Origin of the sequence: Pseudomonas sp. RA_5y_Pfl1_P24, assembly GCF_963970945.1 — a bacterium.
Lineage (GTDB): Bacteria > Pseudomonadota > Gammaproteobacteria > Pseudomonadales > Pseudomonadaceae > Aquipseudomonas > Aquipseudomonas tritici.
The window spans coordinates 1-14,940 of sequence record NZ_CAXAOJ010000015.1; the positions used below are offsets into that span (position 1 = coordinate 1).

Sequence of the window (14,940 nt, forward strand, 5' to 3'; positions counted from 1 at the left end):
GTAGAGGTAGACTTTTTCAACTTTGGCGTCGGGGCGCATCATAACTGCGGGCTCCTGATGGGAATCGGGAGCACAGCATCAGGCTTCAACGGGCAGTTTTGAATGTGTACATGGTGGATCGCTTACGGCCGAAGTTGCAGCATTGGCTGAGTACGATCCAGCGCCTGGATCTGGGTTTTCTCGTCAACTGAGAGCACCATGGCGTTGTCCGGAGGGCTCAGATAGAGCCCGACCACATCAATGACCTTTTCGGCGAAGTGCGGGTCATTGCTGATCTTGAATGTCTTCAGTCGGTGCGGTTTGAGATCGGACGCCGCCCAGATTTGTCGAACTTGCCAGGTGGTAACGCGCGCGTATTTGGCCATCAACCGAACGCTCCAATGCGTTGCCTCCTTGGGAACCCGCTGAGATGTCAGGGTCAGGATTTCTTTGACTTTCTCAGCGCCCAGTTTCAGGGGCTGACCGCTACGCGGCAGGTCGCTCAGCCCCTCGACTCCCGACTCAAGGTAGCGTTTTCGCCACTTGAACACCGTCGGTGAAGTGATCTGTAGCTGCCCACAGATGGCCATGGGCGTCACCCCTTCAGCGAGCAAAAGGAGTATCCGCGCCCGCTGGCCGAGGCTTTGCTCCAGCGTACTCATGCGCAACCAACCTTGAAGCGTAATGACGTCGGCGGGTTGCAGTGCAAAAGGAGCAATTGGTCGAGGCATGCGTGGAACCATCTCGAGGCGAGGGGCACACAGTATATCTTTACACGTTAGAAAATGAACTAACCGCTCACGACACTAATGATACCGTGTACCGCAAGTGGGTACTCGTCAGGCATTAAAAAGCCGGCTTGTGGCCGGCTTCTCTGTGACTGCCTCAGCTTGTTTTTGACAAACCTCAGCAGCCTTCAAATCGCTCAGCCCACATTGCGTCAGGCTGAATAGTAGGGGCATCCGCGGGAACTCCTCCGCATCGCCGAGCAGGGTGGATAGCGCAAAGCCACCCCCTGCCAAATGTGCGGCGCATGATACCCACATTCATTTCAAATGCCCACCTCCGGCTCCGATTTAGAGCCTTCCCAGCCCAACAGGTGTTCATCCAGCGGCACTGGGGGCCGGCGGTTGTTCAGGGTGGACCACCAGAACACCCACCCCAGAATCTGGAAGTTCTGTTCAAAGCGTTGCTCGTGCGTGAGGTATTCGTCCGGGTGTTCACTGGCATTGTGGCTACGCATGCGCAAACCACCGCCAGGTCGGTTGTAGAGGTATTTGATGCGCAGCATGCCGTCGTGTTCAACGGCGTAGATTTCGCCGTCGATGAGTTGCGTGCGGCCTCGGTCGATGGCGAGGGTGGCGCCTTGTTGGATGATGTCGATCATGCTGTTGTCGACCATGTAGGCACCCAGGGCGCGGTCGGGGTTTACGGTGAGGGTTTGGAGGGTGTGCAGGGAGACGCGGATGCGTTCGGTGGAGGTGAATGAGGGGTGGAGGTCGATCTCCACGTCGATTTTTTCTGGAGGGCAGGCGGGGCCTGTGAGGTATTTGCCGCTTCCTTCGCGGGTCGAGGGCAGTCCTTTTCGGGTGTCCGGGCCTTCCAGCAGGAAGTTGGCCGGTGGGTGTTTGGGGCCCTCGCCGGTGCGCAACCAACGGCTGGAGATGCACAGTAGTTCTGCGATCTCGTTGAGCCGGCCCATGGGTACACCGCGCTTGAACCAGTTGTTCACGTGTTGAGGCGTGACACCACGGTTCTTGGCGAAGTCGGAGGCGGAAAGATGAACTTCCCGCAGTAGCGCTTTTAAACGATCACCTGATGTATTCATAAACGCAGAGTTTACTGGCGGGATTTACAGATCAAATAAACCATGCGTTGAGTTGCGCCTGTAGGTTTTTGCTTAGTTGTAGCTCAATACTTCGGATTCGCTCGCTAGTTAAACATTACTTATAAAGAGTTGAACTTGTCGTTTAATTTTTCCCACAAAAAAAGCCCCGAATGATCGGGGCTTTTTCAATTGCCGAGGCAATGAGGAGCAGGTATCAGCCTTTGTAGGCCGCGACCGACTTCATGATTTCGGCACGAGCGGCTTCTGCGTCGCCCCAACCGTCGATCTTCACCCATTTGCCTTTTTCGAGGTCTTTGTAGTTCTCGAAGAAGTGTTTGATCTGCTCCAGCAACAGGGGCGGCAGGTCGGTGTATTCCTTCACGTCCACGTACAGCTGGGACAGCTTGTCGTGTGGCACTGCGATTACTTTGGCGTCGCCGCCGCCGTCGTCGGTCATGTTCAGGATGCCGACTGGGCGTGCGCGGATAACCGAGCCTGGGGTAACCGGGTAAGGGGTTACAACCAGCACGTCGAGGGGGTCACCGTCGTCAGCCAGGGTGTTCGGGATGAAACCGTAGTTGGCCGGGTAGAACATCGGGGTGGCCATGAAACGGTCAACGAACAGGCAGTCGCTGTCTTTGTCGATTTCGTATTTGATCGGCGCGTGGTTGGCCGGAATCTCGATGGCGACGTAGATGTCGTTCGGCAGGTCTTTGCCAGCCGGAATCTTGCTGTAGCTCATTGGGCGTTGCCCCCGTTAATTGGCCAAGAAACTTGGCCGGATTGGCCTAAAAGTGGCGGCGATTATAGGCACATTCTGACGCTGATGCCATGCACCAGACGTCGTACGGTCATTCGCCTTGTGGCTGATAACGTGGGTCGCTGGCCTGCAGTTCGGTGAGGCGGGCCAAGGGATCCTGGCGATAAAAGCGGCTGAGTTGCGCGTACACCTGTGGATAACTGTTCACCAGCAAATCCGGGGCGCTGAAAAAATATTCGCTGGTGACGGCAAAGAATTCCGCCGGGTTTTCGGCGGCGTAGGGGTCGATCTCGGTGTCGGCGTCCGGGTTGGCGTCTAGCTGGCGATTGAGGTCGTCGTAGGCGCTTTGCATCACGCTGGCCCAATCCTGCACGCGCATGTCGTGGTGCAGCGGTGGCAGGCCGTTTGCGTCGCCGTTGAGCATGTCGAGCTTGTGCGCCAGTTCGTGGATCACCAGGTTGTAGCCTTCCCAGTGGCCGCTGGCGAGTACGCCGGGCCAGGCGAGGATGATCGGGCCTTGTTGCCAGGCTTCGCCGCTGTGTTCGCCGTCCCATTCGTGTTCGATGCCGCTGCTGTCGCGATGGCGCTGGGGGCTGATGAAGTCGTCGGGGTACAGCACGATTTCGTGGAAGCCTTGGTACCAATCGAGGTCGCCGAGGTTCATCAGCGGCAGTTGCGCCTGAGCGGCGAGCAGCAGGCGTTGTTCCTGGTGCAGTTCGACGCCGGGCAGGGCGGTGAGGTGTTTTTCGGCGAGGAACACCACGCAGGCTTCGCGCAGCCACTGGTCCTGCTCCGCAGCGATGCCGTCGAGGAAGGTCAGGTGCTGGCGCACCCGCTGCCAGGTCTCCTCGGCAATCGGGTGCCTGGCCAGCAAGCGCTGGCGACGCCAGGCGCTGAGGGACCACATCGTCGCTTACTGCGACTTGGCTTCGGAGGAGGAGCGGCCAAAACGGCTGCGCAATACACCAATGATCATCGGCACCAGCGACAGCAGGATGATAAACACCACCAGCAGCGACAGGTTTTTCTTGATGAACGGCACGTTGCCAAAGAAGTAGCCCAAGGTGACCAAGCCGCCCACCCAGAGGATGGTGCCCAGCAGGCTGAAACCAAAGAACCGTGCGTAGGGCATTTTCGCGATGCCGGCGACGAACGGCGCGAAGGTGCGCAGGATTGGCAGGAAGCGCGCCAGGGTCACGGTTTTGCCGCCGTGCTTGTCATAGAAATCATGGGTTTTTTGCAGGTAATCGCGACGGAAGATTTTCGAGTTGGGGTTGTTGAACAAGCGTTCGCCCACCGTTCGCCCGATGACGTAATTGGTACTGTCGCCAAGAATCGCCGCCAGCATCAACAGGCCGCCCAGCAAGACCGGGTCCATGCCACCACCAGCGGCCACGGCACCGGCGATAAACAGCAACGAATCACCGGGCAGGAACGGCATGACCACCAGGCCGGTTTCGCAAAAAATGACCAGAAACAGAATGGCGTAGATCCACGGACCGTAATTGGTTACCAGCAGGTCGAGGTAAACATCGAGATGCAAGATAAGGTCGAGCGGGTTGAAATCCATGGATGGCACCTGTGTGAATGGCCCGGCTCTGCAGGCCTGTGCGGAAGCTCGGGTAATAAGGCTACAAGTGTATGCCGCATTTCTTACAACCCTGAAAGGTGCGCATTATACGGATAGAGTGGTGAAAAGCGTGTTGGTTTTGTAGCGGGGGATGTCGCGCAAATGCTGGGCTACGGTCTGAATGTTATCGAATGTCCAATTGTGGGAGCAGAGCTTGTGTGGGAGCTGGCTTGCCTGCGATAGCGGAGTGTCAGCCAATGCATGGCCAACTGGCCCGCCGCTATCGCAGGCAAGCCAGCTCCCACATTAGGTCTGTGGTGTTTGGTTAATCTTCACTGATCGGCAGCGTGTAGTTCTTGAATTCAGTGTCCTCACGGAACCCGATCGACTCATAGGTCTTCTGAGCCACTTCATTGTCACTGCTGGTCGACACCCGCATCCGCACCGCATATGTCTCCTTGGCCATCTTCTTCGCCGTGCGCATCAGGTTATCCGCCACCAACTGGCGACGCGCGTCTTCCGCCACGTAGATGTCATTAAGAATCCACACCCGCTTCAGCGACAGCGACGAATAGCTGGGGTACAGCTGGCAAAATCCAAGCAGCTTTTTATCGTCATCGTCCGCCAGGGCCAGGTAAATCACCGACTCCTTGCGGCGCAGGCGTTTTTCCAGAAAGGCCCGTGAGGAGTCCGGGAAGGGCAAGGCGCCATAAAACTCGCGGTACTTGACGAACAACGGGGTCAACAGGTCCAGGTGTTCCAGGGTCGCTTGAGTAATCCGCATGCCAGGCCTCAACTTCCAGATTGGGTATGACCACGCAAGCGGCCGTGACTCGATGCTGCCTAATGGCGTGAAAAAGCGCAATCGCCCATCAATCAGTCATCCGGTGAACTGAGCAGGAAATTGCCTTTCATCAGGTCCGGATCGTCGGATTCGATTGTCTGAACCTGCGCTTCGTCCTTGAGATTGACCCCCGACAACTGCCGACGACACGCCTCTCGCATCAGATACAGCAGGCGATGGGCCGCCATGCCGTAACTCAGTCCTTCCAGGCGTACGTTGGAGATGCAATTGCGATAGGCGTCAGTAAGGCCCACTTTGGGGTTGTAGGTGAAATACAGCCCCAGGCTGTCCGGCGAGCTGAGCCCTGGCCGTTCGCCAATCAGGATCACCACCATCCTGGCACCGAGCAATTGCCCGATTTCATCCGCCACCGCCACGCGGCCTTGCTCCACCAAAATGACGGGCGACAAAGACCAGCCTTCAGCGTGGGTTTGTTCCTCCATGCGTGCAAGAAACGCCAGGGTGTGTTTATGCACCGCCAGCGCCGATAAACCATCGGCTACCACCACCGCCAGGTCCACACCGCCGGGATTGGCCGAGGCATGGTCGCGCAGTGCCTGGGCCGACTCATCACTGAGGCGCCGCCCTAAATCCGGGCGTTGCAGGTAGCTGTGCCGGTCGGCAGCAGCGCTGTGCAGTAACAAACTATCGCGTCCGCGTTCTGCCAGTTGACTGCTCAGGCCCGCGTGGTCGAAGGGCAGGTGCACCGCGTCCCGCGCCTGGGCGTGAGCATATTGGAAGTCCAATTGCGCGCTGGTGGGGATGCTGGTGCCGGTTCGGCCCAGGGCAATACGCGCCGGCGTCAGGCGGCGCAGTTCCAGCCATGGGTTGTCAGGCAGGTCTAGTTGCACGGGCGGCTCCTTCATCCCAGTTGCGCCAAGGCTTGGCGAAACGCCGGTGGCAAGCTGTTGCCGAAGCGCACCTTGCCGTCGGCTTGCGTGAAGATGCCCATCTTCGCCAGCCACTGTTCAAACTCCGGCGCCGGTTTTAACCCCAGGGTCTGGCGGGCGTACAAGGCGTCGTGGAACGAGGTGGTCTGGTAGTTGAGCATGATGTCGTCGGAACCGGGGATGCCCATGATGAAGTTGATCCCGGCCACGCCCAGCAGGGTCAGCAGGGTGTCCATGTCATCCTGGTCGGCTTCGGCGTGGTTGGTGTAGCAGATATCACAACCCATCGGCACGCCCAGCAGCTTGCCGCAGAAGTGGTCTTCCAGGCCCGCGCGAATGATTTGCTTGCCGTTGTACAGGTACTCGGGGCCGATAAAACCGACCACGGTGTTCACCAGGAACGGCTTGAAGTGCCGCGCCACTGCATAGGCGCGGGTTTCGCAGGTTTGCTGGTCGACGCCAAAGTGCGCGTTGGCCGACAAGGCACTGCCCTGGCCAGTTTCGAAATACATCAGGTTCTGGCCCAGCGTGCCGCGATTGAGGCTCAAACCCGCGTCGTAACCTTCCTGCAGCACACTCAAGCTGATGCCGAAACTGGCGTTGGCGGCCTCGGTGCCGGCAATCGACTGAAACACCAGGTCGAGCGGCACGCCACGGTTGATCGCTTCGATGGAGGTGGTGACGTGGGTCAGCACGCAGGCCTGGGTCGGGATCTCATAGCGCTGGATAATCGCGTCGAGCATTTCCAGCATGGCGCAGATCGAGGCGATACTGTCGGTGGCCGGGTTGATCCCGATCATGGCGTCGCCGTTGCCGTAGAGCAGGCCATCAAGGATGCTCGCCGCGATACCTGCTGGTTCGTCCGTCGGATGGTTGGGTTGCAGCCGTGTGGATAGCCGCCCGCGCAGGCCCATGGTGCCGCGAAACTGCGTGACCACGCGGATCTTCTGCGCCACCAGCACCAGGTCCTGCACGCGCATGATCTTGGACACGGCGGCCGCCATTTCCGGTGTCAGCCCTGGCGCCAATGCGCGTAGGGATTGTTCATCGGCGGCGTCGCTGAGCAGCCAGTCGCGCAGGCCGCCGACGGTCAGGTGGCTGACCGCCGTAAACGCCTGTTTATCGTGGGTGTCAATAATCAGTCGGGTGACTTCGTCGCTTTCATACGGAATCAGCACTTCTTCCAGGAAGTGTTTCAGCGGGATATTCGCCAACGCCATCTGCGCGGCCACCCGTTCGCCGTCGTTCTGTGCAGCGACGCCGGCGAGAAAGTCCCCGGAACGTGCGGGACTGGCCTTGGCCATCACGTCCTTGAGGCTGTCGAAGCGGTAGGTTTGTGCACCTACCGCGTGGGAAAAGCTTGCCATACAGTGTCTCCTTGACGACGCGGGCTGCTGCCCGCGTCGAGGTTTACGGCATTTAGTGCAAGGCGGCCTCTGCGGCCTGGATCGCCGCGAATTCCTCTTCGGGCGTGCCTGCTACCAAGTGATGCCGGCTGTAGAAAGCAAAGTAAGCAATTAATACTCCATAGATGATCGCGGCGCCAATCACCACCCGTGGATCCACCAGAAAGCCCGCCACCACGGCCACGCAGGCCAGTACCAGTGCAACGCCTGACGTGAAGATGCCACCCGGCGTGCGGTACGGACGGTCCATTTTGGGGCGACGGATGCGCAGGGTGATGTGCGCGGCCATCATCAGCACGTAGGAAATCGTCGCGCCAAACACCGCCACCAGGATGAGCAAATCCCCCTGGCCGGTCAGCGACAAGCCAAAACCGATGATGCCAGGGATCACCAGTGCCAGCACCGGCGCCTTGCTTTTGTTGGTCTGGGACAGTTTGCGTGGCAGGTAACCAGCGCGGGACAAGGCGAAGATCTGCCGCGAATAGGCATAGATGATCGAGAAAAAGCTCGCGATCAGACCAGCCAGGCCAACCAGGTTGACGAAGCCGCCCATCCACGTGGAGCCGCCGTAGGCCAAGGCCAGCGCTTCAACCAGCGGGTTGCCGGACTTGATCAGCGCGTAAGTGCCGGCGCCGCCCGGTGCGATCACCAGGATCAGCAGGGCAAAACTGGTCAGCACCACAATGGCGCCGATCAGGCCGCGCGGCAGGTCGCGTTTCGGGTTTTTGGTTTCTTCGGCGGCCAGCGGCACGCCCTCGACCGCGAGGAAAAACCAGATGGCATAGGGAATTGCCGCCCACACACCCACATAGCCGAATGGCAGGAAGGTGCTGGCGCCTTTGGCTTCGGTTACCGGGACATCCAGCAGGTTGGCGACGTTGAAGTGCGGCACCATGGCCACCAGAAACACGCCCAGGGCAATCGCGGCGACGGCAGTAATCACAAACATCAGCTTCAGGGCTTCACCGACACCAAAGATGTGGATGCCGATAAAGATGATGTAGAACGCCAGGTAAATCATCCAGCCGCCGATGCCGAATAGCGACTCGCAATACGCGCCGATAAATACCGCAATGGCGGCGGGGGCGATGGCGTATTCGATCAGGATCGCGGTGCCCGTGAGGAACCCGCCCCAAGGGCCAAAGGCGCTGCGGGCAAAGCCGTAGCCACCGCCGGCGGTAGGGATCATCGAAGACAGTTCGGCCAGGGAAAAGCACATGCACAGGTACATGGTGGCCATCAGCAAGGTGGCCAGGAACATCCCGCCCCAGCCACCCTGGGCCAGGCCGAAGTTCCAGCCGGCGTAGTCGCCGGAGATGACATAGGCAACGCCGAGGCCGACCAGCAGCACCCAGCCGGCGGCGCCTTTTTTAAGTTCGCGTTGTTGGAAGTAGTCGGTGCCGACTTTTTCGAAGTCGACGGAGGATCCAGTGGGTTCGCTAGGCATAAGAAGTACCTTTCGTTGTTATTGTTTTTAACCCGGCCTCTTTGTGCCGAATGAGGTAGCCGCTACTTGCGAAGTTCAAGTTGAGAGCTGGCAAGCCAGCTCCCACACTTGATCGCATTTCAAGTTGAGAGCGGGTTGCCTGCTAGAAGGCTAAGTTAGAAGAAGCCAAGTGGATTAATGTCGTAACTCACCAGCAGGTTTTTAGTCTGCTGATAATGATCCAACATCATCTTGTGCGTCTCACGCCCCACGCCGGACTTCTTGTAACCGCCGAACGCCGCATGCGCCGGGTACAAGTGGTAGCAGTTGGTCCACACGCGGCCCGCCTTGATCGCGCGGCCCATGCGGTAGGCGCGGTTGATGTCGCGGGTCCACACGCCGGCACCCAGGCCGAACTCGGTGTCGTTGGCAATCGCCAGGGCTTCGGCTTCGTCCTTGAAGGTGGTGATGCTCACCACCGGCCCGAAGATTTCTTCCTGGAACACACGCATTTCGTTGGTGCCCTTGAGCAGGGTCGGCTGGATGTAATAACCGCCAGCCATATCACCTTCGAGCTTCTCGACTTTGCCGCCCGTCAGCAGTTGCGCGCCTTCGCCCTTGGCGATTTCCAGGTAGGACAGGATCTTGTCGAACTGCTGCTCGGACGCCTGGGCGCCGACCATGGTGTCAGTGTCGAGCGGGTCGCCGCGTTTGATCTGCTCGACTTTCTTCATGACCACTTTCATGAAGTCGTCGTAGATCGACTCTTCCACCAGCGCGCGGGCTGGGCAGGTGCACACTTCGCCCTGGTTGAAGAACGCCAGCACCAGGCCTTCAGCGGCCTTTTCAATAAAGGAAGGCTCGGCTTTCATGATGTCGGCAAAGAAGATGTTCGGCGACTTGCCGCCCAGCTCAACAGTCGACGGAATGATATTCTCCGCAGCGCATTTCATGATGTGCGAGCCCACAGGCGTAGAGCCAGTGAAGGCAATCTTGGCAATGCGTTTGCTGGTGGCCAGGGCTTCACCGGCTTCTTTACCGAAACCGTGCACCACGTTCAGCACGCCCGGTGGCAGCAGGTCGCCGATCAATTCCATCAGCACGCTGATGCCCAGCGGGGTTTGCTCGGCAGGCTTGAGCACCACGCAGTTGCCGGCGGCCAGGGCCGGGGCGAGTTTCCACGCGGCCATCAGCAGCGGGAAGTTCCACGGGATGATCTGGCCGACCACGCCCAGCGGCTCATGGAAGTGGTAGGACGCCGTGTGTTCGTTGATCTCGGCGCTGGAGCCTTCCTGGGCGCGGATGCAGCCGGCGAAGTAACGGAAGTGGTCGGCGGCCAGCGGGATGTCGGCGTTCAGGGTTTCACGCACGGCCTTGCCGTTGTCCCAGGTTTCGGTGATGGCCAGCAGTTCGAGGTTCTGTTCGATGCGGTCGGCGATTTTCAGCAGGACCAGCGAGCGGTCTTGGGCCGAGGTCTTGCCCCAGGCGTCGGCGGCAGCGTGGGCGGCGTCCAGTGCTTTATCGATGTCTTTGGCAGTGGAGCGCGGGAATTCGGCGATAGGCTTGCCGTTGACCGGCGAGATGTTGGTGAAATAGTTGCCGTCGACCGGCGCAACAAATTCGCCACCGATGTAGTTGCCGTACTTGGCCTTGAACGAAACGACGGCGCCTTCAGTACCGGGGTGTGCATAACGCATGGTGGGTATCTCCTGGCTTTTATGTTTATTCGGAGTGCAGCGCAGCAAGCGCGTAATAAAGCGTAGAGCAAAGGTTGGGCCACCGCTTTGTACGCCAGGTAAATCAAGGGGTTGTGCATTATTGCAAGGCGTTGCTGTGGCAGGGCTGATACAGGTCATGTGACAGTTTGTGCCACAAGCGGTACAGACTGTGACCGGTGGGTCGGCCCGGGATTGCAATGCCTGGGTGGCTGGGGGATGCTGGGCGTTCTCACGCAGGGAGAATAATAAGAAATGCAAAACGATCAATTCAGTCGCCATGCCCAACAGGTTCTGACCGTGGCGCATGGCCGCGACCCGTCCAGCGATCCTTCCATCGCTCGCTCCTGGCTGCGTTGCCTGGAGGACTACCACCTTGACCCTGCGCAAACCATTGCACCTACTGTGCTTGAACATGGTCGCTTGCTGGAAAGTCGCGAGCGCCTGCAGCAGGTGCTGCACATCGCCGGCAGCGAGATGAACAGCCTGCATCAGCAACTCTCCGGTGCCGGGCATGCGGTGTTATTGACTGACGCGCGCGGGGTGATCCTCAACTGCGTCACTGCGCCGTCCGAGCGCAAGATCTTCGAGCGCGCCGGGCTCTGGCTGGGCGCTGATTGGAGCGAAGCCTGCGAAGGCACCAACGGCATCGGCACCTGCCTGGTTGAGCGCCAGTCCCTGACCATTCATCGCGATGAGCATTTTCGTGGCCGTCACACGGGCCTGACCTGTTCGGCGAGCCCGGTGTTCGACCCCCACGGCGACCTGCTGGCCGTGCTGGATGTGTCGTCGGCGCGGGAAGCAGTGTCGCGCCAGAGCCAGTTCCACACCATGGCACTGGTGAACCTGTCGGCGAAGATGATCGAGAGTTGCTACTTCCTGCGTCACTTTGAACACCACTGGCTGCTGCGCTTCCACTTGCAGGCGGAGTCGGTAGGGTTGTTCAGCGAAGGCCTGCTGGCGTTCGATGGCGAGGGGCGGATTTGTGCGGTCAACCAGAGTGCACTGAACCTGTTGGGGCAACTGCGTGGCCATTTGCTTGGGCAGCCGGTGGAGGCGTTTTTCGAGTGCTCCCTGGATCAGTTGCTCGGTCGCGCCAGCGCGAATGCCACCGCCAGTTGGCCGTTGCGTACCCGTGATGGTCGGCATTTGTTCGCGGCGTTGCGTGGCCAGGCGCGCAGCGCGCCGGCGCCCGTTGCCAAACCTGTTGTGCTGGCGCGCCCGCACCTGCCCGGTATCTGCCTGGGCGACCCGGTGCTGCAACTGGGTTTCAGCAAGGCGCTGCGTGTGTTCGAGCGCGATGTGCCGTTACTGATCAATGGCGAAACCGGCTCCGGCAAAGAGGCCTTCGCCAAGGCTGTGCACCTGGCCAGCCAGCGTGCCGACAAGGCGTTTGTTGCGCTCAACTGCGCGGCGATTCCGGAGAGCCTGATTGAAAGCGAGCTGTTCGGCTATCGCGGCGGCAGCTTTACCGGCGCGCGCAAAGAGGGCATGCAAGGCAAGCTGCAGCAAGCCGACGGGGGCACGTTGTTCCTGGATGAAATCGGCGATATGCCTCTGGCGCTGCAAACCCGTCTATTAAGGGTGCTGGAGGATCGGCTGGTGGTGCCGCTCGGCGGTGAGCCCCAGGCGGTGAACGTCAGAATTATCAGCGCAACCCACCGCAATCTCCTGGAACGTGTGCAAGAAGGCAGTTTTCGCGAGGACTTGTACTACCGGCTCAATGGCCTGGAAGTTGGGTTGCCGCCTTTGCGCGAGCGCAGTGACAAATCCCAGTTGCTCGAATTTCTGCTGGCACAGGAAGCCAACGGTGAGTCCGTATCGCTCGACCCGGCGGCGCGTGGGGCGCTGCTGGCATTCGCCTGGCCGGGAAACGTGCGCCAACTGCGCACGGTATTGCGCACGCTGGTGGCGTTGTGCGACGAGGGGCGTGTCGGCCTTGAGGACTTGCCCGCGCAGATTCGCCAGGCCCGTCCCGTGGCAGCTGCGCAGGCCAAGCTTGTGGAATCGCCACTGGAAGACGCCGAACGCCTCGCACTGCTCACGGCGTTGCAGCAACAGCGCTGGCACATGACGCACACGGCAGAGCAGTTGGGCGTGAGCCGCAACACGCTGTATAGAAAGCTGCGCCGGCACGGCATCGCGCGTCACACCCTCAGCTAAAAGGTGCGATTTTCGCCCCCCTGCGCTAACCTGCCTCGATGTTTTACGAGGTCGACTATGCACATTCATATTCTCGGTATTTGCGGCACGTTCATGGGCTCGATGGCAGTACTGGCCAAAGAGCTGGGCCATCACGTGACAGGCTCCGATGCCAACGTTTACCCACCCATGAGCACGCAACTCGAGGCCCAGGGCATCGAGCTGACTCAAGGCTACGACCCGTCGCAATTCGACCCGGTCCCGGACCTGGTGGTGATCGGCAACGCGATGTCCCGTGGCAACCCGGCGGTCGAATACGTACTCAATAAAGGTTTGCCCTATGTGTCTGGTCCGCAATGGCTGGCGGACCATGTGCTGCAAGGCCGTTGGGTGCTCGCGGTTGCCGGCACCCACGGCAAAACCACCACCAGTAGCATGCTGGCCTGGGTGCTGGAGCATGCGGGCATGAGCCCGGGGTTCCTGATCGGCGGCGTGCCGCAGAACTTCTCGGTGTCGGCGCGCCTGGGCGATACGCCGTTCTTCGTGATCGAGGCCGATGAATACGACAGTGCGTTCTTCGACAAACGCTCCAAGTTCGTTCACTACCGCCCGCGCACGGCGATCCTGAATAACCTGGAGTTCGATCACGCTGACATCTTTCCTGATCTGCCGGCCATCGAGCGTCAGTTCCACCATTTGGTGCGCACCATTCCGAGCGAAGGCCTAGTGATCCACCCAACCACCGAGCCGGCGCTGCAGCGTGTGATCGAGATGGGCTGCTGGACCCCGGTGCAAACCACCGGCGCGGGCGGGCAGTGGCAGGTCAAGCTGCTCAGCGAAGACGGTTCCCGATTTGAAGTGCTGTTCGAAGGCGAACCCCAGGGCATTGTCGATTGGGACATGACCGGCCAGCACAACGTCGCCAACGCCTTGGTTACCCTCGCTGCCGCGCGGCATGTGGGCGTGGTGCCTTCCATGGGCATTGCCGCGTTGGGTGCTTTCAAAAGCGTGAAGCGCCGTATGGAAAAAGTCGCCGACGTGAATGGGATTACCATCTACGACGACTTTGCCCACCACCCAACGGCCATTGCTACTACCTTGGACGGTCTGCGCAAGCGTGTCGGTGATGCGCCGATCATTGCGATTATCGAGCCGCGTTCCAACTCCATGAAGCTTGGCGCGCACCGCGATGGCCTGCCGGAAAGCGTCAACGACGCCGACGAGGCCGTCTGGTACGCGCCGGCCAACCTTGGCTGGGACCTGCCGGCGATTGCCGCGCTGTGCACGGTGCCCTCAACCGTGTGTGACTCCATCGAAGGCATCATTGAGCACGTCAAGCAACAGGCCAAGCCGGGCACGCATGTGGTGGTCATGAGCAACGGCGGCTTCGGTGGCCTGCACGGCAAGCTGGCCGAGGCGCTGAAATGAGCGGCCCAGAGCGCGTCACCCTGGCGATGACCGGTGCGTCCGGCGCGCCCTATGGTTTGCGCCTGCTGGACTGTCTGGTGCGCGAAGACCGTGAGGTGCACTTCCTGATCTCCAAGGCCGCACAGTTGGTGCTGGCCACCGAGACCGACGTGGCGCTGCCGCCCAAGGTGCAGATGATGCAGGCCTTCCTCACTGAATACACCGGTGCGGCGGCGGGGCAGATCAAGGTTTACGGTAAAGAGGACTGGATGTCGCCCGTGGCCTCCGGCTCCGGTGCGCCGGCGGCCATGGTGGTGGTGCCGTGTTCCACGGGCACCTTGTCGGCAATTGCCACGGGTGCCTGCAACAACTTGATCGAACGCGCAGCAGACGTGACGTTGAAGGAGCGCCGGCAGTTGATCCTGGTGCCCCGTGAAGCGCCGTATTCGAGCATTCACCTGGAGCACATGCTCAAGTTGTCGAACATGGGCGTGACGATTTTGCCGGCCTCGCCCGGTTTTTATCACCAGCCGCAGACCATCGATGACTTGGTGGATTTTGTGGTGGCGCGGATTCTCAACCTGCTGAATATCCCTCAGGACATGCTGCCGCGTTGGGGCGAGCATCATTTGAGCAGTGATGAATAAGGCGCTGCTGATCGTACTGGCGTTGCATCTGACGGGCTGCGCCACTGCGCGCACGCTGGATGCGGCAAAGCCAGGCGCGCCGGTGGTGTATGCCGGTACGCGCCTGGATCTGTATGCGATGAATGGGGGGTGTTGCGCCAAGGACAGGTTTGGTGCCGAGGCGCCGAGCTATCCCGGTGTGGATCTGCCGGCGAGTGCGTTGCTCGATACGCTGTTGTTGCCGCTGTCGGTGTTGACGGTACTTGGGGTTGGCTTCAACGCTACCGGTGGTCTCTAACCCTATCTGGAGGGCAGCACAAAACTAATGTGGGAGCATCGAACCGCCG

The 14,940-nt window shown here is 60.1% G+C and carries 13 protein-coding genes and 1 pseudogene; 4 read left to right on the forward strand and 10 right to left on the reverse strand.

From position 1 onward, the window contains the following. Positions 1 to 125: 125 nt before the first annotated feature. The 10 genes and pseudogenes from AACY30_RS22500 to exaC all read right to left on the reverse strand — a co-directional run. Positions 126 to 710 (reverse strand): annotated as a pseudogene (locus AACY30_RS22500) (IS630 family transposase); the annotation flags it as partial. Between the two features lie 320 nt (positions 711 to 1,030). Further along, on the reverse strand, positions 1,031 to 1,807 hold the full coding sequence (locus tag AACY30_RS22505; protein WP_339416946.1) for a LexA family transcriptional regulator: 777 nt from the start codon (positions 1,805 to 1,807) through the stop codon (positions 1,031 to 1,033). Between the two features lie 214 nt (positions 1,808 to 2,021). After that, a complete protein-coding gene (gene ppa, locus AACY30_RS22510; RefSeq protein WP_049711351.1) occupies positions 2,022 to 2,549 on the reverse strand; it encodes an inorganic diphosphatase in 528 nt (175 codons plus the stop codon). A gap of 109 nt (positions 2,550 to 2,658) precedes the next feature. After that, positions 2,659 to 3,474, reverse strand: coding sequence for a M90 family metallopeptidase (locus AACY30_RS22515; RefSeq protein WP_339471362.1), 816 nt, complete (start codon positions 3,472 to 3,474; stop codon positions 2,659 to 2,661). 6 nt (positions 3,475 to 3,480) lie between these two features. Beyond that, positions 3,481 to 4,137 carry a DedA family protein gene (locus tag AACY30_RS22520; protein ID WP_339471364.1) on the reverse strand — a complete coding sequence of 219 codons (657 nt, stop codon included), beginning with the start codon at positions 4,135 to 4,137 and terminating at the stop codon, positions 3,481 to 3,483. 325 nt (positions 4,138 to 4,462) lie between these two features. Beyond that, on the reverse strand, positions 4,463 to 4,921 hold the full coding sequence (locus tag AACY30_RS22525; RefSeq protein ID WP_339416942.1) for a GNAT family N-acetyltransferase: 459 nt from the start codon (positions 4,919 to 4,921) through the stop codon (positions 4,463 to 4,465). 92 nt (positions 4,922 to 5,013) lie between these two features. Beyond that, positions 5,014 to 5,847 carry an ethanolamine ammonia-lyase subunit EutC gene (gene eutC / locus AACY30_RS22530; protein ID WP_339471365.1) on the reverse strand — a complete coding sequence of 278 codons (834 nt, stop codon included), beginning with the start codon at positions 5,845 to 5,847 and terminating at the stop codon, positions 5,014 to 5,016. Then, the gene (locus AACY30_RS22535) at positions 5,844 to 7,238 is read right to left on the reverse strand and encodes an ethanolamine ammonia-lyase subunit EutB (RefSeq protein WP_049711356.1); all 1,395 of its coding nucleotides are present in this window, start codon (positions 7,236 to 7,238) and stop codon (positions 5,844 to 5,846) included. The genes eutC and AACY30_RS22535 overlap by 4 nt, the downstream gene beginning before the upstream one ends. 52 nt (positions 7,239 to 7,290) lie before the next feature. After that, positions 7,291 to 8,724: an ethanolamine permease gene (gene eat / locus AACY30_RS22540; RefSeq protein ID WP_339471367.1), complete on the reverse strand. Its 1,434-nt coding sequence runs from the start codon at positions 8,722 to 8,724 to the stop codon at positions 7,291 to 7,293. A gap of 155 nt (positions 8,725 to 8,879) precedes the next feature. Continuing rightward, positions 8,880 to 10,400: an acetaldehyde dehydrogenase ExaC gene (gene exaC / locus AACY30_RS22545; RefSeq protein WP_339541136.1), complete on the reverse strand. Its 1,521-nt coding sequence runs from the start codon at positions 10,398 to 10,400 to the stop codon at positions 8,880 to 8,882. A 273-nt stretch (positions 10,401 to 10,673) separates the two neighbouring features. Between exaC and AACY30_RS22550 the strand changes: the two genes are divergently transcribed. Genes AACY30_RS22550 through AACY30_RS22565 form a run of 4 tightly spaced genes read left to right on the forward strand, consistent with a single transcriptional unit; the run spans position 10,674 to position 14,891 of the window. Further along, positions 10,674 to 12,581 (forward strand): sigma-54-dependent Fis family transcriptional regulator, encoded by a 1,908-nt coding sequence (locus AACY30_RS22550; RefSeq protein ID WP_339541137.1) that lies wholly within the window; start codon positions 10,674 to 10,676, stop codon positions 12,579 to 12,581. A gap of 57 nt (positions 12,582 to 12,638) precedes the next feature. Continuing rightward, a complete protein-coding gene (gene mpl / locus AACY30_RS22555) occupies positions 12,639 to 13,988 on the forward strand; it encodes a UDP-N-acetylmuramate:L-alanyl-gamma-D-glutamyl-meso-diaminopimelate ligase (RefSeq protein WP_339541138.1) in 1,350 nt (449 codons plus the stop codon). Continuing rightward, a complete protein-coding gene (gene ubiX, locus AACY30_RS22560; RefSeq protein WP_003219402.1) occupies positions 13,985 to 14,614 on the forward strand; it encodes a flavin prenyltransferase UbiX in 630 nt (209 codons plus the stop codon). Before mpl ends, ubiX begins: the two co-directional genes overlap by 4 nt. Continuing rightward, complete coding sequence (locus AACY30_RS22565; protein ID WP_065873690.1) at positions 14,607 to 14,891, forward strand: YceK/YidQ family lipoprotein; 285 nt, start codon at positions 14,607 to 14,609, stop codon at positions 14,889 to 14,891. Before ubiX ends, AACY30_RS22565 begins: the two co-directional genes overlap by 8 nt. The last annotated feature ends 49 nt before the right edge of the window (positions 14,892 to 14,940 follow it).

Coding starts and splice junctions, on each gene's coding strand:
- ppa (WP_049711351.1), bottom strand. CDS start 2,549: ATGAGCTACAGCAAGATTCCGGCTGGCAAAGACCTGCCGAACGACATC.
- mpl (WP_339541138.1), top strand. CDS start 12,639: ATGCACATTCATATTCTCGGTATTTGCGGCACGTTCATGGGCTCGATG.
- AACY30_RS22520 (WP_339471364.1), bottom strand. CDS start 4,137: ATGGATTTCAACCCGCTCGACCTTATCTTGCATCTCGATGTTTACCTC.
- AACY30_RS22550 (WP_339541137.1), top strand. CDS start 10,674: ATGCAAAACGATCAATTCAGTCGCCATGCCCAACAGGTTCTGACCGTG.
- exaC (WP_339541136.1), bottom strand. CDS start 10,400: ATGCGTTATGCACACCCCGGTACTGAAGGCGCCGTCGTTTCGTTCAAG.
- AACY30_RS22565 (WP_065873690.1), top strand. CDS start 14,607: ATGAATAAGGCGCTGCTGATCGTACTGGCGTTGCATCTGACGGGCTGC.
- ubiX (WP_003219402.1), top strand. CDS start 13,985: ATGAGCGGCCCAGAGCGCGTCACCCTGGCGATGACCGGTGCGTCCGGC.
- eutC (WP_339471365.1), bottom strand. CDS start 5,847: ATGAAGGAGCCGCCCGTGCAACTAGACCTGCCTGACAACCCATGGCTG.
- eat (WP_339471367.1), bottom strand. CDS start 8,724: ATGCCTAGCGAACCCACTGGATCCTCCGTCGACTTCGAAAAAGTCGGC.
- AACY30_RS22515 (WP_339471362.1), bottom strand. CDS start 3,474: ATGTGGTCCCTCAGCGCCTGGCGTCGCCAGCGCTTGCTGGCCAGGCAC.
- AACY30_RS22525 (WP_339416942.1), bottom strand. CDS start 4,921: ATGCGGATTACTCAAGCGACCCTGGAACACCTGGACCTGTTGACCCCG.
- AACY30_RS22535 (WP_049711356.1), bottom strand. CDS start 7,238: ATGGCAAGCTTTTCCCACGCGGTAGGTGCACAAACCTACCGCTTCGAC.
- AACY30_RS22505 (WP_339416946.1), bottom strand. CDS start 1,807: ATGAATACATCAGGTGATCGTTTAAAAGCGCTACTGCGGGAAGTTCAT.